Raw genomic sequence first — 25,809 nt, forward strand, 5'->3', positions numbered from 1 at the left:
CGGCAATTCACCCCCGGATTGCTCTGCCCGATTCCCAGCACTAAACGCAAGCCCATGGACTAGCCAAAGGACCCGCTTTCATGGCCATTAATAGTGATCTAACCTCCGCCAAGCCAAAAGTGCCGCCTTCAGATGGCGCTCCCCCCGAGCCTCTGGACACCGACCAAGAGGAATCGACAGCCGCCCTTCCCGCCGTCAACGAACACAAGCAGATTCTGGCCGAACTGCGGCTGAGTAACAGGGAGCAGGCCGTCTCCCAGCGCCGCGACCGGAAGCTGACGCTGGACAAGGCCACGTTCGGCATCACCGGCGCCATTGCCCTTGCCTTCGTGGTGTGGGGATTTGCCGACAAGGACAGCCTGGCCACCACTTCCAAGGACGCCCTGGACTGGGTCATGGAATACACCGGCTGGCTCTTCATGGTCCTGGCGTCCCTGTTCGTCGTGTTTGTCCTGTGGCTGGCCATGGGCAAGTTCGGCAACATTCCGCTGGGCAAGGACGGCGAAAAACCCGAATTCCGCACGGTGTCATGGATCGCCATGATGTTCGCCGCCGGAATGGGCATCGGCCTGATGTTCTATGGGGTGGCCGAGCCGCTGTACCACTTCGTTTCTCCCCCGCCCGGAACGGTTGACGGGCGCACCCCGGCAGCCATCCAGACTGCCATGGCCACCTCGATTTTCCACTGGACCCTGCACCCCTGGGCCATGTATGCGGTGGTGGGCATTGCCATGGCCTATGGCACCTACCGGCTGGGACGCAGGCAACTGATCTCCGCCGCCTTCACCTCGTTGTTCGGCATCAGGACCGTTGAGGGGCCGGTGGGCAAGGTCATCAACATCCTGGCCATCTTCGCCACCCTCTTCGGTACCGCCGCGTCACTGGGTCTTGGCGCCCTGCAGATCGGGAGCGGCTTCACCTCGAACGGCTGGACAGGCGAGATCGGAACACCCGTGCTCGTGGCCATCGTGGCCATCCTGACAGCGTGCTTCATCGCCTCCGCCGTGTCCGGCATCAGCCGTGGAATCCAGTGGCTGTCCAACGTCAACATGGTCCTTGCAGTGGTCCTCGCCGCCATCGTCTTCGTGGCGGGCCCCACTCTTTTCATCCTCAACCTCATCCCCTCGGCGGTGGGCGACTATCTGCGCGACCTGGCCGAAATGTCCTCCCGCACCGAGGCCGTTGGCGACGAGGCGCTGCGGACCTGGATGTCCGGCTGGACCATCTTCTATTGGGCCTGGTGGATTTCCTGGACGCCCTTCGTGGGCATGTTCATCGCCAGGATCAGCCGCGGCCGGACCATCCGGCAGTTCGTCACCGGCGTACTGCTGGTCCCCAGCATTGTCAGCGTCATCTGGTTTGGCATCTTCGGCGGTACGGCCTTCCACATCCAGCAGGAAGCTGACAAAGCCGGCACGCCGGGCCTGATGACCGTCACCGATGGCAAGGCAACCATCGATTTTGACGGCGCCCTGTTCAACCTGGTGAAGAACCTCCCCCTGCCGGAGTGGATGATTGCGGCCGTAATTGTCCTGGCCATGGTCCTGGTGGCAATCTTCTTCATTACCGGTGCTGATTCCGCCTCCCTGATCATGGCGTCGCTGAGCTCCAATGGCAGCTCCGACCCCAAGCGTGCCCTGGTCATCTTCTGGGGCGCCCTCACCGGCGCCGTGGCCGCCGTCATGCTTTTGGCCGGCGGTGACCAGCCCTCCGAAGCGTTGTCGGGCCTGCAGCGGATCACCATCGTCGCTGCCCTGCCCTTCGTGATCGTCATGCTGTTGCTTTGTTTCGCCATCACCAAGGACCTGCGCAGGGACCCCCTTTCCCTGCGCCGCCGGCTGGCGGACTCTGTGGTGGAACGGGCTATCCGGGCGGGCGTGGAGCAACACCGGGGCGCGCAGTTCGACCTTGTGACAAAGCACGAGTGCGCAGAAGAGTGCGCCGATGGCCAGAGGTGCCCGGGCAAGGGGCAGGATCTGGAGAAGGCAGCCACACGTTAGGTAAACACGCGAATTTGGCCCCGGCGCATCATGCGCCGGGGCCAAATCCTTTAATGGCCCTGCGGCTAGGCCACCACCATGCAACCCTGCAGCTGGTAACCGGCCTCAGGCACCGGCTGCACTTGCCTGTCCGCGCACAAACGCCCCACGGTGGCCAGCACCTCACCGAAAACAGGGTCCGGCTGGAGGCGGCGGAGTTCTTCGGCGAGGCATTCGCTGAGGCTGCGGCGTGGGAGCGGGATCCGCTGGGCAGGGTGGCCGGGTTGGGTGAGTTCGGCGACGAAGCCTCCGGGGCGGAGAAGCTGAATCCGACCGTCGGCCAGCGTGAGGCTCACTCGGCCAAGGCCTGATCCTGCCGGTCCTGCAACCTTGTTCACAGGTACGTCCAGCGCGAGCTTGAGCCAGGCAGCCATCAGCAGCGGGCTGGGGGAATCCGGGGCGCCCTCCACCTCGGCGGCAAGCACCAAGGATGGGTCGACCTGGTCCAGGGCTGCTGCGAGCTGGATCCGCCAGTTGGTCAGCCGGGTCCAGGCGAGGTCGGTGTCGCCGGCCTTGTAGGTGCGGTGGATCCGTTCCAATGCGGCCTGGGGGTCGGGTTCGTTCGCGGAGTCGGTGATCCTGCGGTGCGCGATCGCGCCGATGGAGGTCTCGCACGCGTTCGCGGGGGCGCCGTGCGGCCACCAGGCCACGATCGGGGCGTCCGGAAGCAGCAGCGCGGCCACCAGGGACCCGGACTCGTGGGCCAGTTGGCCGTAGCCGCGCAGCACGATCACTTCCGAGGCGCCGGCGTCCCCGCCCACCCGGATCTGCGCGTCGAGCCGGTCCCCGGCGTCCTTCCCGGCGTCGGCGAGGACGATGATCCGGCAGGGGTGTTCCCGGCTGGCGTCGTTCGCGGCCTCGATCGCTTCTTCCTCGATCCCGGACTTGGTCACGACCACCAGGGTCAGGACCCGGCCCAGCGCGATCACGCCGCCCTGCTCGCGCAGGGCCATGAGTTTCTTGGACACCTTCGAGGTGGTGGTGTCGGGCAGGTTAACGATCATGGCCTTCTCCAGGTTCGTCCGCCACGGAATGGGCTCGATGAGGGCATGGCACAGCGGCGGCCCCACCCCGGTCCAGGTGGAGCCGCCGCCGTATGCCAGGGCCTAGTTGATGGCAGCCTGGAGTTCCTTGGCGGCCAGAGCCGGATCTGCGGCGCCGTAGATGGCGCCGCCGGCCACCGCCACGTCGGCTCCTGCGGCCTGGACGGCTGCGATGGTGCTGACGTTCACGCCGCCTGCCACGGAGAAGGGCACCTGCGATTCTTCGCCCGTGCGTAGCAGTCCAGTCAGGTCGAAGCCGGGCTTTGCCTGCTCGTCCAGGCCCGCGTGCATCTCGACGAACTTCGCACCCAGGGCGCGCACTTCCCTGGCCCGGGTGGCCTTGTCCGCGATGCCGATCAGGTCAACGACGACGCCCTTGCTGTGTGCCTTTGCGGCCTTGACGGCGCCCGCGATCGTAGAGTCATCGGCGGAGCCGAGCACGGTGACCAGGTCGGCGCCCGCCTTGAAGGCGATGTCGGCTTCGAGTTCGCCGGCGTCCATGGTCTTCATGTCGGCGAAAACCAGCTTGTCCGGGTGGGCTTCCTTGATGGCCGTAACGGCGGAGAGGCCCGCAGCCTTGATGAGGGGCGTGCCCAGTTCGATGATGTCCACGTATTCAGCGACCTTGCCGGCCAGCTCGAGGGCGTCCTCGACGGTGAGGAGGTCAATGGCTACCTGAAGTTTCATTGCTTCTTCTTTCTGTTGGGGTCTTGTCCAAAGGACTGGAAAGTCGGGAAAGGTCTATTCGAGGTTGGCGTGGCGCAGCCACAACTGCTCGGCGGGGACGTCGGCGTTGTCCCAGAGTGTTTGGAACACCGCCTCCGTTGCCACGAAGAGCACCTGTTCGAAGAGGCTCCCGGAGTACTGGCGGGAGACGCCCGAGCCGTGGTCGGTCTTTTGCTGGGCCGGGAGCAGCACGACGGCGTCAGCCAGTCCTGCGAGTGCCGAACCGGGGTTGGCAGTGAAGGCGACGATCCGGGCCCCCGCCTTGGCGGCGGTCCCGGCGGCCTTCACGATCCCCGACGTGCTGCCGGAGCCCGATGCGACGAGCAGAAGGTCACCCTTCCGGATGGCGGGGGTGGTGGTGTCCCCGGCCACGTGGACCACGAGGCCCAGGTGCATCAGCCGCATCGCTGCCATCCTCAGCACCAGGCCGCTGCGGCCTGCCCCGGCCACAAAGACGCGGTCGGCGTTCTCCAGCATCGAGACCGCCTGGCGCAGCCTGTCCGGGCTGATGCGGGCCGCGGTGTCTGCGATCTCCCTTAACACCAGGGAGATATTGCCCGTGATGGCCCCGCCGGTTGCTTCCACCGCGGGAGCGGTCAGAACGGTTGAGTCCATATCTCCTCCTTCATCGTGTACCTGGCATCCATCGTGCCGAAACGGGCGGGTAGGTGATACGCCAATTCGGGATGGTTTTAACCACCCGTTCGGGTAGGTCAGGACGGGATTCTTCGCGTAATCTGTCGAGATGATTGAGAGCACCCCGCCCGTTCGGCTGGTTACGGACTTCCCCGGAACCGCCCTGCCCTGGCCCCTGCTCCGCGCGGTGGCCCGGATCGCGGAGGCGCCCCTCTCCGCCATTGCCGAACGGCTGCACGAAGCTGTCCGCCCCTACACTGGCGGCGACGCCCTGGTGATCTTCACCGAGGAATGCACAGGACGCCCGCAGAAGAAGTCAGGCGACGGGGAGGTGGTGGCCCGGGTATCGATCAGCGAACTCCAGCAGCTGCGCGAGCAGGTGGCCGCTAAGGGGCCTTGGGCGGGAACGGCACAGATCGCAGGCAGGCAACGGCAGGCCTTCGCCCTGAGGTACGCTCCCAGCAACGCTTTGCTGGTCATTACCTATCCCGGGACGGCCGGGGGCCGGCAGCAGGCCGGGGACATGGAGAACCTGGACCTCGTGTCCTATCTCTGGGAAATGGCAGCACGCCGGATCCAGGAGAAGGTGAAGGATGCGCCGCCGTCCTACCTGCTGGAGTCACGGGCAGCATCCGCGGAACGGATCAGGGTCACGGGCGAGCTGGTGGACCTTCATTCCACAACCCTGGAAACCATCCTCGCGGCCGCACGGTCAGGCTCCCTGGATGACGCAACGGCACGGGCCACAGTCAGTGACGCCGCGGCCAAGGCGCTGGTGGAACTGCGCACGCACAACGACCAGACGGCAGAACTGGTGAAGGAACCGGTGGCCACCGCCTTCGAACGGCTTTGCGAGGATCTGCGTCCACTGACCCGGTTCAGTGGGATCGACGTGCAATTCATCGAACCCCCCTTGAATGGCCGGGCGCTGCCCGGCGAGGTAGCCATCGCGGCGCGGGCCATAGTGCGCGGGCTGCTGTTGGCCATGATGGAGCAACCGGAAGTCCGCAGGGTGCGGACCCAGTGGGACTGCGACGGCGAAAACCTGCTGATCAATGTCCGGGACGACGGACGGGGCGGACTCTCGACTGACGCCCCGAACATGGAACGGCTGCAGCGCAGGGTCCAGGCACTGGACGGCCGCATGGAAGTCGATCTCATGCCGGGGTGGGGCGCGGACATTTCCGTCACGCTGCCCCTGGACCCGCCTGCTTCTCCGGCAGACGTCTCGGGCTGGAACCTCGCGGCCCGGGAACTCGAGGTCCTCCAACTGCTGGCGGCGGGCCAACGCAACCGAAGCATAGCCGCCGCGCTCAACATCAGCGAGAACACGGTCAAGTTCCACGTGCGGAACCTGTTCAGGAAGCTGGGCGTGGCTTCGCGGACCGAAGCCATTGCGCTGGCCCACAGCCACGGACTGCGTTAGGACCTGCAGCGTCGAGGGCTAAGAACAGTCACACCCAGATCTGGTAGCCCGATTGCTTGTCGAAGATGCGCCGCGTGCTGATGCCCTCGGCGGCTATCCAGAGCACCGATCCATCCTCCGCAGCCTGGTCCACCACCCCGCTGGCCACGCACTCCCCCAGTAGCCACACCTCGACATTGCGGCCAGGCAGGCGCGCCCAGTCAGTCCGGAGGCCAAGGGCCTTTTTCGACGTGCCGCCGCCGTGGCCACGTTGTGGAAGGTCAAGGCCGGTGGCTCTCCGCGGGGCTTCAAGGGTTGCCTGGGAATTCACTGGTCGCTCCGTTCGCCGGCGCCATCGCCGCTCATGGGAATCCAACTCTGATGTTTGATTGATATATCAATCTGGATTCAGAGTATGGTGCAGGTCACACCCGATGTCAACAGACGCGCAGACCGGCCGGGACTAAGCCTTGAAGAGGGCCTCCCGGACCGCATGCTCGAATCCACTCACGTGGGCCTTGGCAAGCTCGGAGGCCCGCTCCTCATCCCCGTCAATGACGGCGCGGAGCAGATCGAGGTGTTCGCGCACGTGGTGGGACAGGTCCGGCAGGCGGTCGATGACCATGCACCAGATCCGCGTTGCCAGGTTGTCATAGCGGATCAGGATGTCCTCCAGGTGAGGGTTGGCAGCGGCGGCGTAAATGCCCTGGTGCACCCGGGCATCCAGCTGCAGCGTCTCGGTTACGGTTGCTCCGGCAACATCGAATGCCTGAACCTTCTCGAGCGTGGCACGCAGCCCGTCCCGAACCGCCGGGGACGCCACCCGGGCAGCACGTGCGGCAGCAAGGGGCTCGAGCTGGGCCCGGATTTCCGAGATGAAGGAAAGGTCGGTCACGTCCACCCTGGTGGCGAAGGTACCCCGCCGGGGGTAGGTCTTCACCAGCCGGTCCAGCTCCAGCCGCTTCAGCGCTTCGCGCACCGGAGTCCGCCCCACGCCCAGGTTCTTGGCAAGGAGCTCGTCATTCAGCAGCTCGCCGGGCTTGATTTCAAGGGTCAGCAACCAGTCGCGGATGCTCTCGTACGCGACGTCTGCCAGCGACTTCCTGCCGGCGTCGTCCGCCACCGCCAAAGCTTCGAATGCCATGCTGAGCCCCTTCTTCCCAACCAGAAAAAAACTATTGACCTCGCCTCGAGACCAGTATACGCTGACACCCAATCTAATATATCAGTCCGCAGCTTTTGAATATATCTAGAAGGAGGAGGGACATGACCCTCATTGAAACAGCTTCAGCAACCGCTACCCTGCCGGCGCTCAAGGAAGAGCAGGCGCAGAAATTCGTGCTGACCTTGTCCTGCCGCGAGCAGGCAGGGATTGTGCAGGCCGTGACCACGTTCCTCTTCGAGCGTGGCTTCAACATCGAGGAACACCAGCAGTTCGATGACAGCCTGCGTGAGACCCTGCACCTGCGCACAGCGTTCTCCGGCTCCCCCAACTACACGCCGGCGATGCTCGAGGAAGAATTTGCGTCCATTGCAGGCCGGTTCGACATGAGTTTCAGCTTCCACGACAAGACCCAGCCGCGCGTTCTGGTGATGGTGTCCAAGTTCGGGCACTGCCTGAATGACCTGATCTTCCGCTGGCGCGGCGGCAGCCTTGGCGGCGAACTGGTAGCGGTCGTTTCCAACCACGAGACCCACCGTGCAATGGCGGAAGCCGCAGGGCTCCCCTTCATCTACGTCCCCGTCACACCGGACACGAAGGCCGACGCCGAACGCAGGCTGCTGGAGCTGGTGGAGGAGTACGAGGCCGACCTCGTGGTCCTGGCCCGTTACATGCAGGTGCTCTCCGACGATCTCTGCCGGGCGCTGGAGGGCCGGGCCATCAACATCCACCACTCCTTCCTCCCTGGCTTCAAGGGCGCACGCCCCTACCACCAGGCCTACGACCGCGGAGTCAAGCTGGTGGGCGCCACCGCCCACTACGTCACGGCGGACCTGGATGAGGGTCCCATCATCGAGCAGGAAGTCATCCGCGTGGACCACAGCTACGGCCCGGCGCAGCTGTCCACCGTGGGCCAGGACGCGGAGGCACTGGCCCTCTCCCGCGCCGTCCGCTGGCACTGCCAGCACCGCGTGCTGCTGGACCAGACCAGCACCGTGGTGTTCCGGTAAGCAGCCCTCGTCCGCAGACCTAACCCGTAAAGCAGCAGGAGAGACTTCCTTGGAATCGTCACCACGCATTGTCATTATCGGAGCCGGCATCGTCGGCACCAACCTCGCGGATGAACTCGTCACGCGCGGCTGGAACAACATCACCGTCCTGGACCAGGGACCCCTCAACATGCCCGGCGGCTCCACCTCGCACGCCCCGGGACTGGTCTTCCAGACCAACCCCTCCAAGTCCATGGCGCTGTTCGCCAAGTACACCGTGGAGAAACTGCTGTCCCTCACCGAAGACGGCGTCAGCTGCTTCAACCAGGTGGGCGGCCTGGAGGTTGCCACCACCGAGACCCGCCTCGCGGACCTGAAGCGCAAGCTCGGCTATGCGCAGGCATGGGGCATCGAAGGCTCCATTCTTTCCCCGGCAGAATGCAAGGAGCTTTACCCGCTCATCAACGATGAGGACATCCTCGGCGGCCTGCACGTCCCGAGCGACGGCCTGGCCAGCGCGGCGCGGGCGGTGCAGCTGCTGATCAAGCGCACCGAAGCGGCCGGCGTCAAGTACTTGGGCAACACCACTGTGACCGGCATCGAACAGTCCGGCAGGCAGGTCACCGGCGTCCAGACGCCCGACGGCGTGATCCCGGCAGACATCGTGGTCTCCTGCGCCGGCTTCTGGGGTGCAAAGGTGGGCGAGCTGATCGGCATGTCCGTGCCGCTGCTGCCCCTGGCCCACCAGTACGTCAAGACCACCCCGGTTCCGGCACAGCAGGGCAAGAACGAACTGCCCAACGGCGCCCGGCTGCCCATCCTCCGGCACCAGGACCAGGACCTCTACTACCGCGAACACGGCGACCGCTACGGCATCGGCTCCTACGCCCACAAGCCCATGCCCGTGGACCTCGACGAACTCGGCAGCTTCAAGCCGCATGAGATCAGCGAGCACAACATGCCGTCCCGGCTGGACTTCACCCTCGAGGACTTCCTCCCCGCGTGGGAAGCCACCAAGCAGATCCTGCCCGCCCTGCGCGAAAGCGAGATCGAGGACGGCTTCAACGGCATCTTCTCCTTCACCCCCGACGGCGGATCCCTCGTTGGCGAGTCCAGGGAACTCGACGGCTTCTTCGTGGCCGAAGCCGTCTGGGTCACCCACTCCGCCGGCATCGCGCGCGCTGTGGCCGAACTCCTGGTGGACGGCAAGTCCTCCATCGACCTGGGCGACTGCGACATCCACCGCTTCGAGGACGTGCAGCTGACCCCCGAATACGTCAGCGAAACCTCGCAGCAGAACTTCGTGGAGATCTACGACGTCCTGCACCCGCTGCAGCCCAAGCTCTCCCCGCGCAACCTGCGCGTCAGCCCCTTCCATGCCAGGCACAAGCAGCTGGGCGGCTACTTCCTGGAAGGCGGCGGCTGGGAACGGCCCTACTGGTTCGAGGCCAACGCCGAGCTCCTCAAGGAGATGCCCGCTGACTGGCAGCCGCCGGCCCGTGATTCCTGGTCCGGCATGTTCAGCTCGCCTATTGCCGCGGCCGAGGCATGGAAGACGCGCACCGCCGTCGCCATGTACGACATGACCCCGCTCAAGCGCCTCGAAATCTCCGGACCGGGCGCCCTGAAGCTGCTGCAGGAACTGACCACCGCGGAAATGAACAAGAAGCCCGGAGCCGTCACCTACACGTTGCTCCTGGACGAGCAGGGCGGGGTCCGCAGTGACATCACCGTGGCCCGCCTCAGCGAGGACACCTTCCAGCTCGGTGCCAACGGCAACATCGACACCGCCTACTTTGAACGCGCAGCCCGCCACCAGACAGCAAGCGGCAGCGCCGACGACTGGGTCCAGGTCCGCGACACCACCGGCGGCACCTGCTGCATCGGCCTGTGGGGCCCGCTCGCCCGCGACCTCGTCAGCACCGTCAGCAGCGATGACTTCTCCAACGATGGCCTGAAATACTTCCGGTCCAAGCAAGTGGTCATCGGTGGCGTCCCCGTTACCGCCATGCGCCTGTCCTACGTCGGTGAGCTGGGCTGGGAACTGTACACCAGCGCCGACAACGGACAGCGGCTCTGGGATGCACTGTGGAAGGCCGGCCAGCCGTTTGGCGTCATCGCTGCCGGGCGGGCCGCGTTCAGCTCGCTCCGCCTGGAAAAGGGCTACCGCTCCTGGGGCACGGACATGACCACCGAGCACGACCCCTTCGAGGCCGGCCTGGGCTTCGCGGTGAAGATGGCCAAGGACAACTTCGTCGGCAAGGCGGCCCTGGAAGGCCGCACGGAGGAGAACTCCGCGCGGCGTCTGCGCTGCCTCACTGTCGACGACGGCCGCAGCCTGGTGCTCGGCAAGGAACCGGTGTTCTACAAGGACCAGGCAGTTGGCTACGTGACCAGCGGCGCCTACGGCTACACGGTCAGGAAACCGATCGCCTATTCCTACCTGCCCGCCGAAGTTTCGATCGGCGACTCCGTGGAGATCGAGTACTTCGGACGCCGGATCGTTGCCACGGTGACCCAGGACCCGCTGTACGACCCCACCATGACCCGGCTCCGCGGGTAGTGCCATGATCAGCTCAGAGACAGTCAGCAGCTACCTCACGCGCCTGGCCGCAAAACAGCCCACGCCGGGCGGCGGTGCAGCCGCTGCCCTGCATGCGGCCCAGGGTGCAGCCCTGGTGGCCATGGTGGCGCGTTACACCACAGGCGCCAGGTACGAACAGCACGCACCCCAGGTGCAGCGCATTACCCAGGCAGCAGACAATCTCATTACCGAGGCACTGCGCCTGGCCGACGCGGACGAACAGGCCTTCCAGGCAGTCATCGACTCCTACAGGCTGCCGTCCGACACGGATGAGTCCAAGGCCGCGCGCGCGGCCGGGATCCAGTCGGCACTCATCCAGGCTGCACAGACACCCGCCAAGCTCATCAAGGTCTCAGGCGACATCGTGGACCTCGCCACGGAGCTGTTCGACGTGGCCAACGCGAACGTCATCAGCGACGTGGCAGCGGCTGCCGATGCCGCCCGCGCAGCTGCCGCCACCGCGCGCGTCAACATCGACATCAACGTCGTGGCGGTCAAGGACCCGGAGGCACGCGCGCTGCTTGCTCGGCAGACGGACGGTATTGAGGAAAAGGTAGTCCTGGCGGCTGAGGCCCTCTCGGCCCGCGTGCGGGAAAGGATCCTTGGTTGAGCACCGCAGTACTTTCCGGAAAGCCTTTGGCCGGTTTGTTCCACAAGGAAGTGCAGGAGCAGGTCCGGTCGCTTGAACTGGACGGCGTCCGCCCGGTCGTGGCGGTGGTCATGGCGACCGCCGATGAGTCAACGCACTGGTACGTCCGCTCCATCGAGCGGGCAGCGGAGCGGGCAGGAGTGGGTTGCCGGATCATCGACCTGGGCCATGACGCAACGGAACCGGTGCTGGCCAGCGTCCTGCGGGACCTGAGCGCCGAACCGTCCGTGAACGGCATCATCCTGCAAACTCCACTGCCGCCCGGTGTCCGGACGGACAACCTGGTGGGCCTTATCGCCCCGGAAAAGGACATTGACGGCGCAAATCCGTTGAGCCTGGGTCGCCTTGCCGTGGGGCAGCCGGCCTTTGCGCCCGCCACCGCGCGCTCCGTCGTCGAAATCCTGGATCATTACCAGGTTCCCCTGGCGGGCAAGGGCGTGGTGGTCGTGGGCCGGTCCGCCGTGGTGGGCAAGCCACTGTCCCTCCTGCTGCTGGCACGCGATGCCGCCGTGACGGTCTGCCATTCCAGGTCGGGCCCTCTTGAGCGCTACACGAAGGATGCCGACGTCGTGGTGGTCGCCGCCGGACGCGCCGGCCTGCTGACCGGTAGCCATGTCTCCTCCCGGACGGTAGTGGTCGACGTCGGCACGAACGTCCTTCCCGACGGCTCGCTGGTGGGTGACGTGGACGAAGCCGGCGTCACCGGGACGGCAGCGGCGCTCACCCCGGTTCCCGGCGGCGTGGGCTCAGTGACCACGGCATTGCTGCTGCTTCACACCGTGGAGGCTGCACGCAGGCAAGTGTCTTCCCTGCCGCTGGCGGCCGGGCCCCTGGAGTCCCAGGTCCTGGAAGCCGCGGGCTAGGAAAGGCACAGCGTTAGCAACGGGCGTCCCGTTTTCCGTGAAAGGTGCTTCGATGGGCCTAAGACCTGGGGAGGTATTCCTCATCGAAGCACCGTTTTCGGAAAACGGGACCCCGCAACCGGCATGGTGCCGGTGACTTAAAAAGGAGGGGCCCCGGATGCCTGCCAATGGATTGACAGCCACCGTTTCCAGGAGCACGGCTGCGCCGGGTCCCGTCCCGGAACGCGGGTGCATACCGTGGTCCGAAGCGCGCCATGTGGCCTTCGGTTCCGCCGGTCCGCTCCCGCCCGTGGCAGTCCCGCTCGCTGAAGCCAATGGACGCACGCTGAGCCGGGATGTCACCGCCCTCCAGGACCTCCCGCATTATGCCTCGTCCGCCATGGACGGTTGGGCCGTGAACGGGCCTGGTCCATGGCTGCTGGCCGGAGCCGGCCAGCACGCCTCCCCGGTGCCTGCAGGCAACAGATTCCTGCCTGCAAACAGTGCCGCCGTGATTGCCACCGGCGGCCTGGTACCGCACGGTGCCGATGCCGTCCTGCGGAAGGAAAGCGGCCTGGCCGTGCGGGACCCCAACGGCAACCACATCCTGGCGCTGCGTGCCGATGCGAAGCCCGGTGAGCCGTGCAGCGGCCACCACATCCGCCCTGCCGGGCAGGAAGCCCGGTCAGGGGACGTACTCATCCCTGCCGGCACCGTCCTTAATCCCGCGCACGTGGCCCTGGCTGCGGCGGCAGGGCACGACACCGTCCAGGTCCGCGCCCGGCCCGCTGCCGCCGTCGTACTCACCGGCGCCGAAGTGGTGACGCAGGGAATTCCGGGCCCGGGACAGGTCCGGGACACCTTTGGCCCGCAGCTCGGACACGTGGTTTCCCTGCTCGGCGGTGTTGCGGACAGCCCGCAAAGAATCGGTGACTCTTTCAGCGATTGGCTGGCTGCCCTGGAGAACCCGGTGATGCCCCATGGCGGGCACGCAGACGTGCTCATCACCACCGGCGGCACCGGAAAATCCGGCACCGACCATTTCCGTGCCGCCGTCGACGCCATGGGCGGGCAGTTGCTGGTGGACGGCATCGCGATGCGTCCCGGGCACCCGGCAGTGCTCGCCGCGCTTCCCGGCGGCCGGCTCGTCATTGGCCTGCCCGGCAATCCCCTGGCGGCCATGATGGCCCTCCTCGCCCTGGGCGCACCGCTGATGGCCTCGCTTGGGGGCGCGCAGCTGCCTCCGTTGCAGCTCGTGATGTCCGGCTGCGACCTCGAGGGCGATCCGGGAAGGACACGCCTGGTCCCCTGCCGGTTCCTGTCCGGCCTTGCGTTCCCAGTCCAGCACACCGGGCCCGGCATGATGCGCGGGCTTGCCTGGGCGGACGCGGTCATGGCCGTTCCACCCCAGGGTGTAGATTCCGGGGGACCCGTTCCCGTGCTCCCGCTTCCGTGGGCAGCACCAGCTCCCAGCGGTCAGGGCCTTTGGCGTGACCCGGAGTCCCCAGCAGGAGCGCCTACACACTTTGCCTTTAGGGGGTCACACTCTTGACATTGAATGTGAGCTAGCGCACGATTTTGTTGCATACAGCGAAGGTTGTTGATCATCACGGAACGAGGCACGCCCGGATACGCTCCTCCCGTCCCCCGGCTCCACCCGTGATGACTTTGGGGAACAGACGAACGAATTCATGATGGCCGATCCGAAAGGGGCCCTGGCCCGTGCATCGGCCGCACAACGCTGCCAGTATCCATGCGGCAGCGCCAGATCACCAAAGGAAACTGTCTATGACTATCAGGGATGGCAGCACCATCGATCAAAGCAGCGCGGGGCGCCGGAACCGGGGAACGACGCCGAAGCCTGTCCGTGGGTCCAGGAAACAGCGCTCTGGCACCTTCAGCGGTTTGCGCTGAAGCCGGAAGGGAACGAATCTCAATGATCAATCCAACCAAGACGACGGCCCCCGTCGACACCTCCTCATCAAAAGAGACCAGCTCCAAGTTCAAGCGCCGCTTCATGATGCGGCTTGTAGCGGTCTTCATAGGCGGGATGTTCCTCGACGGTTACATCCTCGGAATCATCGGCCCGGTCACCGGATCCATGCGGTCAGATCTCCAGCTCGACGCACTATCGCTGGGCATGATCGCTGCAGGCCCGCTGGCTGGTATCTTCATCGGCTCCCCGCTGGCTGGCTGGGCTACTGACAAGTTCGGACGCAAGCCAATGTTCCTGGTGGACATGGGCCTGTTCCTGGTCGCCTCAGGAGCCCAATTCTTCGTAACCTCTGGAGACGGCGCCGTGATCCAGCTGGCCATCATCCGATTCATGATGGGCGTCGCGATCGGCGGCGAGTACTCAATCGGTGGGCCACTGCTGTCAGAGTTCTCCCCACCCAAGCTCCGCGGGCGGTTGCTCGGGCTGACCCTGATCGCCTGGTACGTCGGTTTCATGATGGCATTCATCATCGGCACGCTCCTGCACGACGCCGGCACCCCATGGCGCCTAGTACTCGGCACGAGCACGATACTGGCATTCGTTCTGTTCCTCGCCCGCATGGGCCTCCCCGAATCGCCGAGCTGGCTCATTACTAAGGGACGGCACAAGGAAGCACTCGAGATCGCACACCGATATGTCGAATCGCCGCAGATGCACGACAGCATCACCGGAGAGATGGATCTGAGGATGCTCCAGGAGGCCCAAGCCGCGGAGAGTGGGACCAAAATCAAGAACGCCTCCTTCGGAATGCTGTTCTCGAGGCAGTACTGGCGCGCCACTGTCTTCACTGCAGGTTTTTGGTTCTGCGCGGTCACTCCGTACTTCGCGATCGCGACCTTCGCCGACGAGGTACTCAACCAATTCGGCTTCGGCGGCGGCTGGGCCGGTGGAGTCGGCCTGTCCGCACTTGCGGTCGCGGGCGTTGTCACCAGCGTACTTCTGATTGATAAGCTCGGCCGCCGAATCCTCACCGTGCCCGGGCAGTGGCTCTGCGCGGGCATCCTGCTGGTCATCGGAGTATGGGGAAACGCACCAGCGATCCTCGTGCTCGTCCTGTTTCTCGCCTTCTCCTACTTCAATGCCGGCTACACCACGATGACCCAGGTCTATCCGGCCGAGGTATTCCCCGGCCACCTGCGCGGCGTCGGTATGGGCTTCGCCGCGTCCTTCAGCCGGATCGGAGCCGCACTCGGCACCTTCGCCCTGCCATGGGCGATCGCCAACATCGGCATGGGCTCAACCATGGTCGTAGCCGCCGCCGTCGCATTACTCGGCGCAGTCCTCTCGCAATGGCTCGCGCCTGAGACGAAAGGGCGCACCCTCGCCGAGATTTCAGCAGACTTCTCCCACTGACACCGGGACCGCACGGACACACGCCGCCGGATAACCGGAGCTGCACCAAAGAGGCCTTCGCCGCACCAGCGGCCGGGGCCTCTTTGCCGCCTGTGCTCACAGCACCGCCCATCCCCGCAACAAAACAGGAAAGCCTTGACATCCTATGTGAGCTGAGACACGCTGTTGCATATAGTGATGCGCGTTGCTCATAGCGAAGCGAACTTCATCACCCCGGCCAGGCGGATTTCAGCACCAACCAGGAGAACCAAGAATTATGAGCGCATCACCCCGCGTCGTCATCATCGGAGCCGGCATCGTCGGCACCAACCTCGCCGACGAGCTGGCAAGCCGCGGCTGGAACGACATCACCGTCGTCGAGCAGGGCCCGCTGGAGCTCGCAGGCGGCTCCACGTCGCACGCCCCTGGCCTCGTGTTCCAGAACAACCCGTCCAGGACCATGACGGAATTCGCAACCTACACCGTTAACAAGCTGCTCGCCCTGACCAAGGACGGCCAGTCCTGCTTCAACCAAGTGGGCGGCCTGGAACTGGCAACCACCCCAGAGCGCCTGGCCGACCTCAAGCGCAAGATGGGCCTGATGACCTCCTGGGGCGTCGAAAGCCGGATCGTGGACGCCGACGAATGCGAAAAGATCTACCCGCTGCTGAACACCGGCAAGCTTACCGGCGGCCGTGAGGTCCTGGGCGGCCTGCTTATCCCCACCGACGGTATCGCCCTGGCGGCCCGGGCCGTGCAGCTGCTGATCGAGCGGACGCGCGAACTCGGTGTCACCTACCTCGGCTCCACCACCGTCACCGGCATCGCACGGGAGGGCAGCAAGGTCACCGGCGTCGAGACCTCCTCCGGTGTGATCCCAGCCGACATCGTAGTGTCCTGCGCAGGGTTCTGGGGCCGTGAGCTCGGCCGGATGGTGGGCCTGGAGGTGCCGCTGCTGCCGCTGGCCCACCAGTACGTGGTCACCACGCCCCTTGCCGAACTTGAGGGCGTCAACGAGCTTCCGAAGGGTGCCAGCAAGCCGATTCTGCGCTACCAGGACAAGGACCTGTACTACCGCGAGTGGGGCGACCGCATTGGCATCGGCAGCTACGCCCACCGTCCCATGCCCGTGGACATGGCTGCACTGCCCAAGGTCCCGGCCGGGGAGATGTCCGACCACCGCATGCCCTCCCGCCTGGACTTCACCCTTGAAGACTTCGTGCCCGCGTGGGAGGACAGCCAGGACCTGCTGCCGGCACTGCGCAGCACCGGAATCCAGGACGGCTTCAACGGCATCTTCTCCTTCACCCCTGACGGCGGCCCGCTCATGGGCGAGGCGCCGGACCTCGACGGCTTCTTCGTGGCCGAGGCAGTGTGGGTCACGCACTCGGCCGGCGTCGCCAAGGCCATGGCCGAACTGCTCGTCGACGGCCAGCCGCAGACCGACCTGCACGGCTGCGAGGTGACACGCTTCGAGAAGGTGCAGACCTCCGACGCGTACGTCAGCGAGACGTCGCAGCAGAACTTCGTGGAGATCTACGACGTCCTGCACCCGCTGCAGCCCCGCGAATCCCCGCGCGACCTGCGCGTCAGCCCGTTCAACGTCCGCCAGAAGGAACTCGGGGCCTTCTTCCTGGAGTCCGCCGCCTGGGAGCGCCCGCACTGGTTCGAAGCCAACCGCGGACTCCTGGCCGAACTGCCGGAAGAATGGCGGGCTCCTGGGCGCGACGAATGGTCCGCCATGTTCCACTCCCCCATTTCCGCGGCCGAAGCGTGGAAGACGCGCACCGCCGTCGGACTTTTCGACATGACGCCGCTGAAGCGCCTCTCCGTCGCCGGCCCCGGCGCCCAAGCACTGCTGCACCGCCTGAGCACGGGCAATATCGCCAAAAAGCCGGGTGCCGTGACGTACTGCCTGCTGCTGGCGGACGACGGCGGCATCCGCAGTGACGTGACCGTGGCCAGGCTGGCCGAGGAGGAGTTCCAGCTGGGCGTCAACAGCAACGTTGACTTCGACTACCTCCGGGTGGAGGCCCGGAAGCAGTCGGCCGCTGATCCTGCCCAGTGGGTCCACGTCACCGACATCACGGGCAGCACCTGCTGCATCGGGCTCTGGGGCCCGCTGGCCCGCGAGGTCATCGGCAAGGTCAGCGGGGACGACCTCAGCAACGACGGCCTCAAGTACTTCCGCACCAAGGAAATCTCCGTTGGGGGCATCCCCGTTACGGCCATGCGGCTCTCCTACGTGGGCGAGCTCGGCTGGGAGCTCTACACCACGGCCGAATATGGGCTGAAGCTCTGGGACCTGCTGTTCGAGGCGGGCCAGGAGCACGGCATCGTCGCCGCCGGCCGCGGTGCCTTCAACAGCATGCGCCTTGAGAAGGGCTACCGGCTGTGGGGCACGGACATGACGTCCGAGCACCACCCCTACCAGGCCGGCCTTGGCTTCTCCGTGGCCAAGGACAAGACGGGCTTTGTTGGTGCCGAGGCCCTGGCGTCGCTCCGCGAACAGCCGGCGGCCAAGACACTGCGCTGCCTGACGGTCGACGACGGCACGTCCGTGGTGCTGGGCAAGGAACCGGTGTTTGTGGCTGGGGAAGCCGTTGGGTACGTCACGAGCGCGGCGTACGGCTTCACCATCCGCAAGCCCATCGCCTACGCCTGGCTGCCCTCGTCAGTGTCCGAAGGGGACGCCGTGGAGATCGAGTACTTCGGCCGGCGGGTGGCCGCCACCGTCACTGCGGAGCCGCTCTTTGACCCGGGCATGGAGCGCCTCCGCGGCTGACCTGCCCCGGGGTTGAACCCGTCAAAACCTGGGTGGTTGGGCCTGCTTGAGACCGGCAGGCCCAACCACCCTTTTTGCTGCCTCGGGGAGGGCACTGATTCGCGCGGCAAAACCGCGACGTAGACTCACCGGAGCAACAACAAATTTGAGGGAACAGGTGTTTGGGGGAACAGCGTGCTGACCAGGGTGTGGCCACATGACATTCTGGCGTCACTGCCGTGATTCAGCAGCGCCCGGGCCGCCGCCCTTGGACGTTCGCCGCGGTCTGCGTGATGGTGACCTCGCTGACGCTCCTGTTGTTCGGCCCGTCCCTGGGTCCTCCCGCTCCTGGGTCAGTGATCCAGCTGCTGCCCTCGTATGTTGCGGCGTACCTGCTGATCGGGGCGTGCATCTTCGGGCCGCCCGGAAAGGTGCCGTCCCTCCGGCAAGCGGTCGTGTTCCTGCTGCCAGGCGCCCTGCTTGCGCCGCTGGCACTGCTGAACGTCGGCTTCTGGGCAGGCGGCTGGCTCCTGGGGCTTCCGGCGTGGGGGCTGCTGTTGAGCCGATGGACGCCGGAGAACCGGCTCCGCGCCCTGGACCTGCTGAAGTTCCTGGGCCTGCTGGTGCTGGGCCTGGCAATCTTCACGTTCAACGTGATCTACCCGGTCTTCAGCCTCGGCTTGTTCCTGCTCCCGATCATTCCCCTGGTCCGGCTGGCCTATCCCGGGTACCAGGCGAGGCGGCTGCAGGCGGCTGTGGAGGTCATCCTGGCCATGGCCGCCGTCGTGGTTGCCTTTGCCGTTCCCACCCCCGAAGGGTCCTGGTCCTCGCCGTCGACATACGCGGGAGGGGCAGCGACGGCAGGACTCATGATTGCGTACTGGGCCTGGCGCCTCCCCCGCCGTTCCCGCCGGGTGCAGCGCCATGACGGAGCCGTCGTTTAGCTCCGATCTCCCCTGCCGGTGAAAGGTCCGGCCGCTCCTCTTAATGTCAGACCCTCCCCCGATGATTAGTTCATGGGGAAAGCAGCGGTGGCCAAGGCATATGCGGATATCCGTGGTGCCCTTGCTGTGCTTCATGCCGAGGTGGAGGGGCACGGTCCCGAGCCGTTCTCGCCGGCTGATCCCTTGGCGGGGCTCGCCGATGGTTGCCTTGATATTCTTGCCGGGGCCCGTCAAGTGGAGGCAGGGTTCGCGGCGTTAAAGGCGAAGGCCGCGGTGACGTACTCGGACAGCGCCCATCGTGTTGCCGGGCCGGATGCTTCGGTGCAGGCGCAGGAGATGGCTGTCGCGGCTGAGGTCGGGTGTGTGCTGTCTCTGGGGCCGCGGGCCGCGTCGTCGTTCCTGGCCGCCTCCCACGCCCTGGCCACCACGCTGCCCCGGACGCTGTCGGCACTGGAAGCCGGGGACCTGTCGTGGCAGCATGCCCTGGCCATGGTTGACGAGACGGCCAGCCTTGATGCCGCCGGTGCCGCCGCACTGGAAGGGCACTTCCTGGACCCGGGCGCCCCGGACCCGGCACGGGGCTGCCCGGCCGGGCAGATGCCCGCGCACCGGTTCAGGGCCAAGGCAAGGATTTGGCGGGAACGCCACCATGCCGAGAGCATCGGAAAACGCCACGCTAAGTCCGTGGCGGATCGGCGGGTGGAGTTCCGGCCGGACCAGGACGGCATGGCCTGGCTCTCCGCACACCTGCCCGCCCACCAAGCCTTGGCCGGCTGGAACCGGCTCACCGCCCTCGCCCGGAGCATGCAGGGCCCCGACGAGCCCCGCAGCATGCCCCAGCTCCGGGCCGACACCTTCGCCGACGCGATTCTGGGCAGCGGCACCGCAACCGGGGATGTTGAAGTCGGTGAAGCAGCACATGTCCCATCGCCACGGATCCAAGCGCAGGTGCTGGTCACCGTCCCGGTGTCCTCGCTGATGGGATTGACCGATGAACCAGCCATGCTCGACGGCTACGGGCCCATCCCGCCGTCCATGGCCAGGCAACTCGTCGCCAACGGCGCCAGCTCGTTCTACCGGGTGTTGGTGGATCCGCGGGACGGGGCGCCGCTGGAGATCGGGCGGACCAGCTACAGGGTCACGGGCGCGATGCGGGCCTGGCTGCGGCTGCGGGACGGAAAATGCCCGTTCCCCGGTTGCAGCAACAATTCACTCGACAACGACGCCGACCACATCCTCGCCTGGAACAACGGCGGCACCACCGGGATCTCCAACCTGGGACAACCCTGCCGAAAACACCACAAACTCCGGCACAGCACCGGCTGGACACCCACCCCGGCCACCAGGAACGAACCACCCGGCTGGACCTCACCCACCGGCCGCCATTACACGTCCGAACACCAGGATTGGGAACCACCATGGTGGCCCCAGTGGCTCAAACGGATAGTGGGACCCCCCGGAAGGTCACTCGGCGGCCCACCGGACCTTGCGTTCATTCCGCTGTCCCCGGGAGAAGAAGCCTTGGAACGGTTCCTCCACGCCCCCGTATGAGGACTGCTGCACCCCGGTCTGTTTTGGACGTGCCCCACGGTTCTACTGGGCGGCCTGTATGCCGGGAGCATGGCCGGAACGCGGCCCACGTCTACCCCTTGCCGCCGTTATGACCCAAGTGTTTGGCTGTTGGCATGGCTGATGAAGAGGTATCCAAGAACGTTCCTTCCGACGAGCACCTGCGGCAGGATGTCGCACCCGGGTCGGAGGGGGAAGCCCAGGACCCACAGGACGGGCAGTTTGCCCCCGGTCAAACGAACGCCGGCCAGCAGGTGTCGGGGCTTGCCTCGGCCAGCGGTTATGGCAAGGACCTGGATCCGGAGGCCGAGCCCCACGGAAACAACCCTGTTTAGGCCGTAAACGACGGAAGAGCGCCCCCGCCTCCCCGCTGTTATCCAGCCGGGGACGCAGGGGCGCTCTGTCGCGCCATCTACACGCTGGCCTGCAGCAATCCTGCCTCTTCGGCCACCGCGTCCTCGCCCTTGTGGGGTTCGAAGCGGACGAACATGGCCTTGAAGCCGGGGGTGTTGGAGATGCGGGCCACGTTCTCCTTATGGACCAGGGCGTTGGCCTCGGGGAAGTACGCCGCGGCGCAGCCCTTGGCAGTCGGGTAGGCCACCAACCGGAACTTGTCCGCGCGGCGGTCCACGCCCTGGAAGGTGCTGACCACGTCCACGAGCTCCCGGTCCTGGAAGCCGGATTCGGCGAGGTCGTCGGGGTGGATGAGGATCACGCGGCGGCCGCCGGAGATGCCGCGGTAGCGGTCATCCAGGCCGTAGAACGTGGTGTTGTACTGGTCGTGGCTGCGGATGGTCTGCAGCACCAGGTGCCCCGGCGGCGGGGTGAGGTATTCCAGCGGGCTGACCGTGAACCGGCCGCGGCCGATGTCCGTGGCGAAGGAGCGGGTGTCGCGCGGCGGGTTGGGCAGCACGAAGCCGTTCTTGGTCCGGACCCGGGCGTTGAAATCCTCGAAGCCGGGCAGCACGCGGGCAACGTGGTCGCGGATCACGTCGTAGTCCTCGGCCATGGCCTTCCAGTTGACGGGGTGGTCCGGGCCGAAGGTCGCCTCGGCCATCCGCGCCACGATGACGGGCTCGGCCAGCAGGTGCTCGGAGACAGGGGTCAGGCGGCCCTGGGTGGAGTGGACCACGGACATGGAGTCCTCCACCGACAGGAACTGTGCGCCGTTGGGGTGCTTGTCGTCCTTGTCGGTCCGGCCCAGGGTGGGCAGGACCAGCGAGGTGCGGCCGTGCACGATGTGGGAGCGGTTGGGTTTGGTGCTGATGTGCACGGTCAGGCCGATCCGCTGCATCCCGGCTTCCAGGGCCTTGGTGTCCGAGCAGGCGAGCGAGAAGTTGCCGCCCATCGAGACGAACACGTCCACCTCGTCGCGCTCGAACGCCTCCATGGATTCCACGGCGTCGTAGCCGTGGTGCCGGGGGGAGGTGATTCCAAACTCGCTGTCCAGGGCCTGCAGGAGCCATTCCTTGGGTTTCTCCCAGATGCCCATGGTCCTGTCGCCCTGGACGTTGGAGTGCCCGCGGACCGGGCAGGCGCCGGCGCCGGGCTTGCCGAAGTTGCCCTGCAGCAGCAGCACGTTGACCATCTCCTTGATGGTGTCCACCGAGTGTGGCTGCTGCGTCACGCCCAGCGCCCAGCAGAAGATCGAGGCCTTGGACGCCACCAGCATCGACGCCACTTTCTCGATCTGCCCAAGGGACAGGCCGGTGGCCTTCTCGGTCTCGTCCCAGTCCAGAGTCCGGCGGGCTTCGCGGTAGGCGTCGAATCCGTCCGTCTGCGCGGCGATGAAGGAATGGTCGACGACGGTCCCCGGGTTGGCTTCTTCAGCCGCCAGGAGCAGGTGGCCGAGCGCCTGGAACAGCGCCAGGTCCCCGCCCACCTTGATCTGCAGGTATTCGTCCGCGAGCGGGGTGCCGCCGCCCACCACGCCGGAGACGGTCTGGGGGTCCTTGAAGTTGAACAGGCCCGCCTCTGGCAGCGGGTTCACGGCCACTACCTTGCCGCCCTTGTCCTTGCATTCCTTCAGCGCGGACAGCATGCGGGGGTGGTTGGTGCCCGGGTTCTGGCCGACGACGAAGATCAGTTCGGCGTCGTGGATGTCGTCCAGGGACACCGTGCCCTTGCCGATGCCGATGGTCGGGTTCAGCGCCGAGCCGGAAGACTCGTGGCACATGTTGGAGCAGTCGGGCAGGTTGTTCGTCCCGATGGACCGGGCGAACAACTGGTAGAGGAAGGCAGTCTCGTTCGCGGTGCGTCCGGAGGTGTAGAAGACGCAGCGGTCCGGGGTGCTGGCCCGGATGTGCTCCCCGATCAGCTCGAACGCCTCATTCCAGGAGATGGGCGAGTAGTGCGTCTCGCCCTCCCGGATCACCACCGGTTCGGAAAGCCGGCCCTGGTTGCCCAGCCAGTACTCGGTCTTGGTGGACAGCTCGGCAATGGAGTGCCTTGCCCAGAACTCCGCACCTACGGTGCGCAGGGTGTTCTCCTCGGCCACCGCCTTGGCGCCGTTCTCGCAGAACTCGGCCGTCTTGCGCTTCTTGTCCGATTCCGGCCACGCGCAGCCCGGGCAGTCGAAGCCGCCACGCTGGTTCAACCGCAGCAGTGACTGCGCCGTGCGGGCCACCCCTGCCTGGGCGACTGCACGCTCCAGGGCAACCATGACGGCCTTGACGCCGGCGGCCTCGGTCTTGGGCTTGTGGACCTCAAGGTTGTCCTCATTGATGTCCGCGACGGGGGCGGGCTGCTTACCGAACTTCATCGTTCCAACTTCCTTACCGGCCTGTGTTGTTCGAAGGTGAGTGTTGTTCGAAGGCGAGTGGTGTTCGAGGGCCAGTGAAAAGCGCGCCGGGCCTCCCGGCGCGCCTTTCTCCGGCACGTCACCTTACTGAATGTCGCTTGCTACTGGGCTACCTTCGCCAGCGTTTCCTGCTCCGCGGCGATGGTGGTGTCCTCGCCGTGGCCGGTGCGGACCACGGTGTCGGCCGGCAGGGTCAGCAGCCGTTCGCGGATGGAGGTAAGAATGGTGGGGTAGTCGCTGTAGGACCGGCCGGTGGCGCCTGGGCCGCCGTTGAACAGCGTGTCCCCGGTGAAGACCGTCCCCTCGCTTTCCAGGTAGAAGCAGGTGGACCCGGGCGAGTGGCCGGGCGTGTGGATTGCCTTCAGGGTTGCCCCGCCCACCTGGAACACGTCGCCATCGGAGTGGTAGTGGTCCGGTGTGGCGTCCGGGTAGACCTGCTCCCAGAGCACCAGGTCCTCCTTGTTCAGGTGGATCGGAGCGCCCAGGGCATCGGCGACTTCGCGTGCGGNGAAGCAGGTGGACCCGGGCGAGTGGCCGGGCGTGTGGATTGCCTTCAGGGTTGCCCCGCCCACCTGGAACACGTCGCCATCGGAGTGGTAGTGGTCCGGTTTGGCGTCCGGGTAGACCTGCTCCCAGAGCACCAGGTCCTCCTTGTTCAGGTGGATCGGWGCGCCCAGGGCATCGGCGACTTCGCGTGCGGCACCGATGTGGTCGTTGTGCGCGTGCGTGAGCAGGATGGCCTTCACCTTCCGGCTGCGGACCTGGTTGATGATCGCGGCGGCGTCGTGCGGCGCGTCGATGATGATGCATTCCTCGTCATTGCCCACGATCCAGACGTTGTTGTCCACGTCCCAGGTGCCGCCGTCGAGCGARAATGTGCCGGAGGTGACCAGGTTTTCGATGGTGACGCTCATGCGGACGCCCCGGCCGGCTGGACCTCGACGACGGAGCGCAGCACCTTGCCCTCGTGCATCTTGCCGAACGCTTCCTCCACCTGGTCGATGGTGATCCGCTCGGACACGAAGGCATCCAGGTCCAGGTTGCCCTGCTTGTAGTGCGAGACGAGCATCGGGAAGTCGCGGGAGGGCAGGCAGTCGCCGTACCAGGAGGACTTCAGCGACCCGCCGCGGCCAAARACATCCAGCAGCGGCAGTTCCAGCGTCATCTCCGGCGTCGGGACGCCGACCAGSACCACGCGGCCGGCAAGGTCGCGGGCGTAGAAGGCCTGCTTGTAGGTTTCAGGGCGGCCGACGGCGTCAATCACCACGTCCGCTCCGTGGCCTCCGGTGAGGGCRCGGATGGCTTCCACGGCGTCCTCCTGGCGCGAGTTCACGCCATGGGTGGCACCGAGCGACTTGGCCATGTCGATCTTGTTGTCGTCGATGTCCACGGCGATGATCGTCGTSGCACCGGCCAGCCTGGCCCCGGCGACCGCAGCGATGCCCACGCCGCCGCAGCCAATGACGGCCACGGATTCCCCGCGCTTGACCTCGCCGGTGTTGATCGCGGCGCCGATGCCGGCCATGATGCCGCAACCCAGCAGGCCCACGGCGGCTGCGTCAACGTCCGGGTCCACCTTGGTGCACTGCCCGGCGGCSACCAGCGTCTTCTCGGCGAAGGCGCCGATGCCCAGGGCCGGCGAAAGCACGGTTCCATCCTCCAGGGTCATCTTCTGSGTGGCGTTGTGCGTGTTGAAGCAGTACTGCGGCTGGCCCTTGGCRCACGCACGGCACTGCCCGCAGACGGCACGCCAGTTAAGGATGACCCGGTCRCCSGGGGCCACCGAGGTCACATCCGGGCCRACRGCACTGACCACACCGGTGGCTTCATGGCCCAGGAGGTACGGGAAGTCGTTTCCGATACCGCCCTGCTTGTAGTGCAGGTCGGTGTGGCAGACGCCGCAGGTCAGGATGTCCACCAGCGCCACACCGGTGGCTTCATGGCCCAGGAGGTACGGGAAGTCGTTTCCGATACCGCCCTGCTTGTAGTGCAGGTCGGTGTGGCAGACGCCGCAGGTCAGGATGTCCACCAGGGCCTCCCCCGGCCCCGGATCCGGCACCAGGATGGTCTCCAGCGACACCGGAGCGTCCTTCTCCCGGACAATGACAGCTTGAACCTTGTGGACCATTGTTCTTGTGTTCCTTTCCTGGACCTTGGCAGTCCGGTAAGTCGGCGACGTGTGCCAATCTAGCTGACGCAGCTGTTCAAGGACGGGGTCTTGGGCCTACCAACCCCTGAACAATTGCGTAATGCACAACAGAATGCACATAGCGCTACCTAGCAATATGACAGCGGCCACACCTCGTGTCAATAGATATATCAGTTGCAG

General features: G+C 66.0%; 20 protein-coding genes and 1 pseudogene. 12 read left to right on the plus strand and 9 right to left on the minus strand.

Features of this window, described 5'->3' with window-relative positions:
• Nucleotides 1–80 precede the first annotated feature (80 nt).
• A complete protein-coding gene (locus ASG79_RS13070) occupies nt 81–2,000 on the plus strand; it encodes a BCCT family transporter (protein ID WP_056391711.1) in 1,920 nt (639 codons plus the stop codon).
• Between the two features lie 65 nt (nt 2,001–2,065).
• Here the strand turns inward: ASG79_RS13070 and ASG79_RS13075 are convergent, their stop codons facing one another.
• The 3 genes from ASG79_RS13075 to hxlB all read right to left on the minus strand — a co-directional run bounded on the left by ASG79_RS13075 (nt 2,066) and on the right by hxlB (nt 4,423).
• Nucleotides 2,066–3,043 carry a glucose-6-phosphate dehydrogenase assembly protein OpcA gene (locus tag ASG79_RS13075; RefSeq protein ID WP_056392069.1) on the minus strand — a complete coding sequence of 326 codons (978 nt, stop codon included), beginning with the start codon at nt 3,041–3,043 and terminating at the stop codon, nt 2,066–2,068.
• Nucleotides 3,044–3,145: 102 nt separating this feature from the next.
• Complete coding sequence (gene hxlA, locus ASG79_RS13080) at nt 3,146–3,769, minus strand: 3-hexulose-6-phosphate synthase (RefSeq protein WP_056391716.1); 624 nt, start codon at nt 3,767–3,769, stop codon at nt 3,146–3,148.
• A 54-nt stretch (nt 3,770–3,823) separates the two neighbouring features.
• On the minus strand, nt 3,824–4,423 hold the full coding sequence (gene hxlB / locus ASG79_RS13085; protein ID WP_056391717.1) for a 6-phospho-3-hexuloisomerase: 600 nt from the start codon (nt 4,421–4,423) through the stop codon (nt 3,824–3,826).
• A gap of 130 nt (nt 4,424–4,553) precedes the next feature.
• On the opposite strand from hxlB, the gene ASG79_RS13090 reads away from it, so the two are divergent.
• Nucleotides 4,554–5,870: a helix-turn-helix transcriptional regulator gene (locus ASG79_RS13090; protein ID WP_056391719.1), complete on the plus strand. Its 1,317-nt coding sequence runs from the start codon at nt 4,554–4,556 to the stop codon at nt 5,868–5,870.
• Nucleotides 5,871–5,898: 28 nt separating this feature from the next.
• On the opposite strand, the gene ASG79_RS13095 is transcribed toward ASG79_RS13090, so the two are convergent.
• Both ASG79_RS13095 and ASG79_RS13100 read right to left on the minus strand, forming a co-directional pair.
• Entirely contained in the window at nt 5,899–6,180 is a 282-nt protein-coding gene (locus tag ASG79_RS13095) for a hypothetical protein (protein ID WP_056391727.1), read from the minus strand.
• Between the two features lie 132 nt (nt 6,181–6,312).
• On the minus strand, nt 6,313–6,993 hold the full coding sequence (locus tag ASG79_RS13100; protein WP_056391730.1) for a GntR family transcriptional regulator: 681 nt from the start codon (nt 6,991–6,993) through the stop codon (nt 6,313–6,315).
• Nucleotides 6,994–7,115: 122 nt separating this feature from the next.
• Here ASG79_RS13100 and purU point away from each other — a divergent pair, with 122 nt between their 5' ends.
• The 10 genes from purU (at nt 7,116) to ASG79_RS13150 (ending at nt 21,015) form a co-directional block, all read left to right on the plus strand.
• The gene (gene purU, locus ASG79_RS13105) at nt 7,116–8,021 is read left to right on the plus strand and encodes a formyltetrahydrofolate deformylase (RefSeq protein WP_018771778.1); all 906 of its coding nucleotides are present in this window, start codon (nt 7,116–7,118) and stop codon (nt 8,019–8,021) included.
• A 49-nt stretch (nt 8,022–8,070) separates the two neighbouring features.
• Nucleotides 8,071–10,563 (plus strand): GcvT family protein, encoded by a 2,493-nt coding sequence (locus tag ASG79_RS13110; protein WP_056391733.1) that lies wholly within the window; start codon nt 8,071–8,073, stop codon nt 10,561–10,563.
• A 4-nt stretch (nt 10,564–10,567) separates the two neighbouring features.
• Nucleotides 10,568–11,194 (plus strand): cyclodeaminase/cyclohydrolase family protein, encoded by a 627-nt coding sequence (locus ASG79_RS13115; protein WP_018771780.1) that lies wholly within the window; start codon nt 10,568–10,570, stop codon nt 11,192–11,194.
• On the plus strand, nt 11,191–12,096 hold the full coding sequence (locus ASG79_RS13120; RefSeq protein ID WP_018771781.1) for a bifunctional 5,10-methylenetetrahydrofolate dehydrogenase/5,10-methenyltetrahydrofolate cyclohydrolase: 906 nt from the start codon (nt 11,191–11,193) through the stop codon (nt 12,094–12,096). Before ASG79_RS13115 ends, ASG79_RS13120 begins: the two co-directional genes overlap by 4 nt.
• Before the next feature lie 157 nt (nt 12,097–12,253).
• A complete protein-coding gene (locus ASG79_RS13125) occupies nt 12,254–13,627 on the plus strand; it encodes a molybdopterin molybdotransferase MoeA (protein WP_235509805.1) in 1,374 nt (457 codons plus the stop codon).
• A gap of 384 nt (nt 13,628–14,011) precedes the next feature.
• The gene (locus ASG79_RS13130) at nt 14,012–15,424 is read left to right on the plus strand and encodes an MFS transporter (protein WP_056391736.1); all 1,413 of its coding nucleotides are present in this window, start codon (nt 14,012–14,014) and stop codon (nt 15,422–15,424) included.
• A 256-nt stretch (nt 15,425–15,680) separates the two neighbouring features.
• Nucleotides 15,681–18,188, plus strand: coding sequence for a GcvT family protein (locus tag ASG79_RS13135; RefSeq protein WP_056391738.1), 2,508 nt, complete (start codon nt 15,681–15,683; stop codon nt 18,186–18,188).
• A 218-nt stretch (nt 18,189–18,406) separates the two neighbouring features.
• Nucleotides 18,407–19,111, plus strand: a complete 705-nt coding sequence (locus tag ASG79_RS13140) for a hypothetical protein (RefSeq protein ID WP_156400204.1) — start codon at nt 18,407–18,409, stop codon at nt 19,109–19,111.
• Nucleotides 19,112–19,183: 72 nt separating this feature from the next.
• Nucleotides 19,184–20,662, plus strand: coding sequence for an HNH endonuclease signature motif containing protein (locus ASG79_RS13145; RefSeq protein WP_056391744.1), 1,479 nt, complete (start codon nt 19,184–19,186; stop codon nt 20,660–20,662).
• 134 nt (nt 20,663–20,796) lie between these two features.
• Nucleotides 20,797–21,015 carry a hypothetical protein gene (locus tag ASG79_RS13150; RefSeq protein WP_056391747.1) on the plus strand — a complete coding sequence of 73 codons (219 nt, stop codon included), beginning with the start codon at nt 20,797–20,799 and terminating at the stop codon, nt 21,013–21,015.
• 77 nt (nt 21,016–21,092) lie between these two features.
• Here ASG79_RS13150 and ASG79_RS13155 read toward each other — a convergent pair whose 3' ends face one another.
• The 4 genes and pseudogenes from ASG79_RS13155 to ASG79_RS13165 form a co-directional block, all read right to left on the minus strand.
• A complete protein-coding gene (locus ASG79_RS13155; protein ID WP_056391750.1) occupies nt 21,093–23,441 on the minus strand; it encodes an FdhF/YdeP family oxidoreductase in 2,349 nt (782 codons plus the stop codon).
• Between the two features lie 140 nt (nt 23,442–23,581).
• A partial coding sequence (locus tag ASG79_RS23525; protein ID WP_156400213.1) for an MBL fold metallo-hydrolase occupies nt 23,582–23,988 on the minus strand: 407 nt, incomplete at its 5' end.
• Between the two features lies 1 nt (nt 23,989).
• Nucleotides 23,990–24,394 (minus strand): annotated as a pseudogene (locus tag ASG79_RS23530) (MBL fold metallo-hydrolase); the annotation flags it as partial.
• Nucleotides 24,391–25,608, minus strand: coding sequence for an S-(hydroxymethyl)mycothiol dehydrogenase (locus ASG79_RS13165; RefSeq protein ID WP_056391756.1), 1,218 nt, complete (start codon nt 25,606–25,608; stop codon nt 24,391–24,393). The pseudogene ASG79_RS23530 and the gene ASG79_RS13165, both read right to left, overlap by 4 nt.
• Nucleotides 25,609–25,809 lie beyond the last annotated feature (201 nt).

Origin of the sequence: Arthrobacter sp. Soil761, from assembly GCF_001428325.1 — a bacterium.
In the GTDB taxonomy this organism is placed as follows: Bacteria; Actinomycetota; Actinomycetes; order Actinomycetales; family Micrococcaceae; genus Arthrobacter.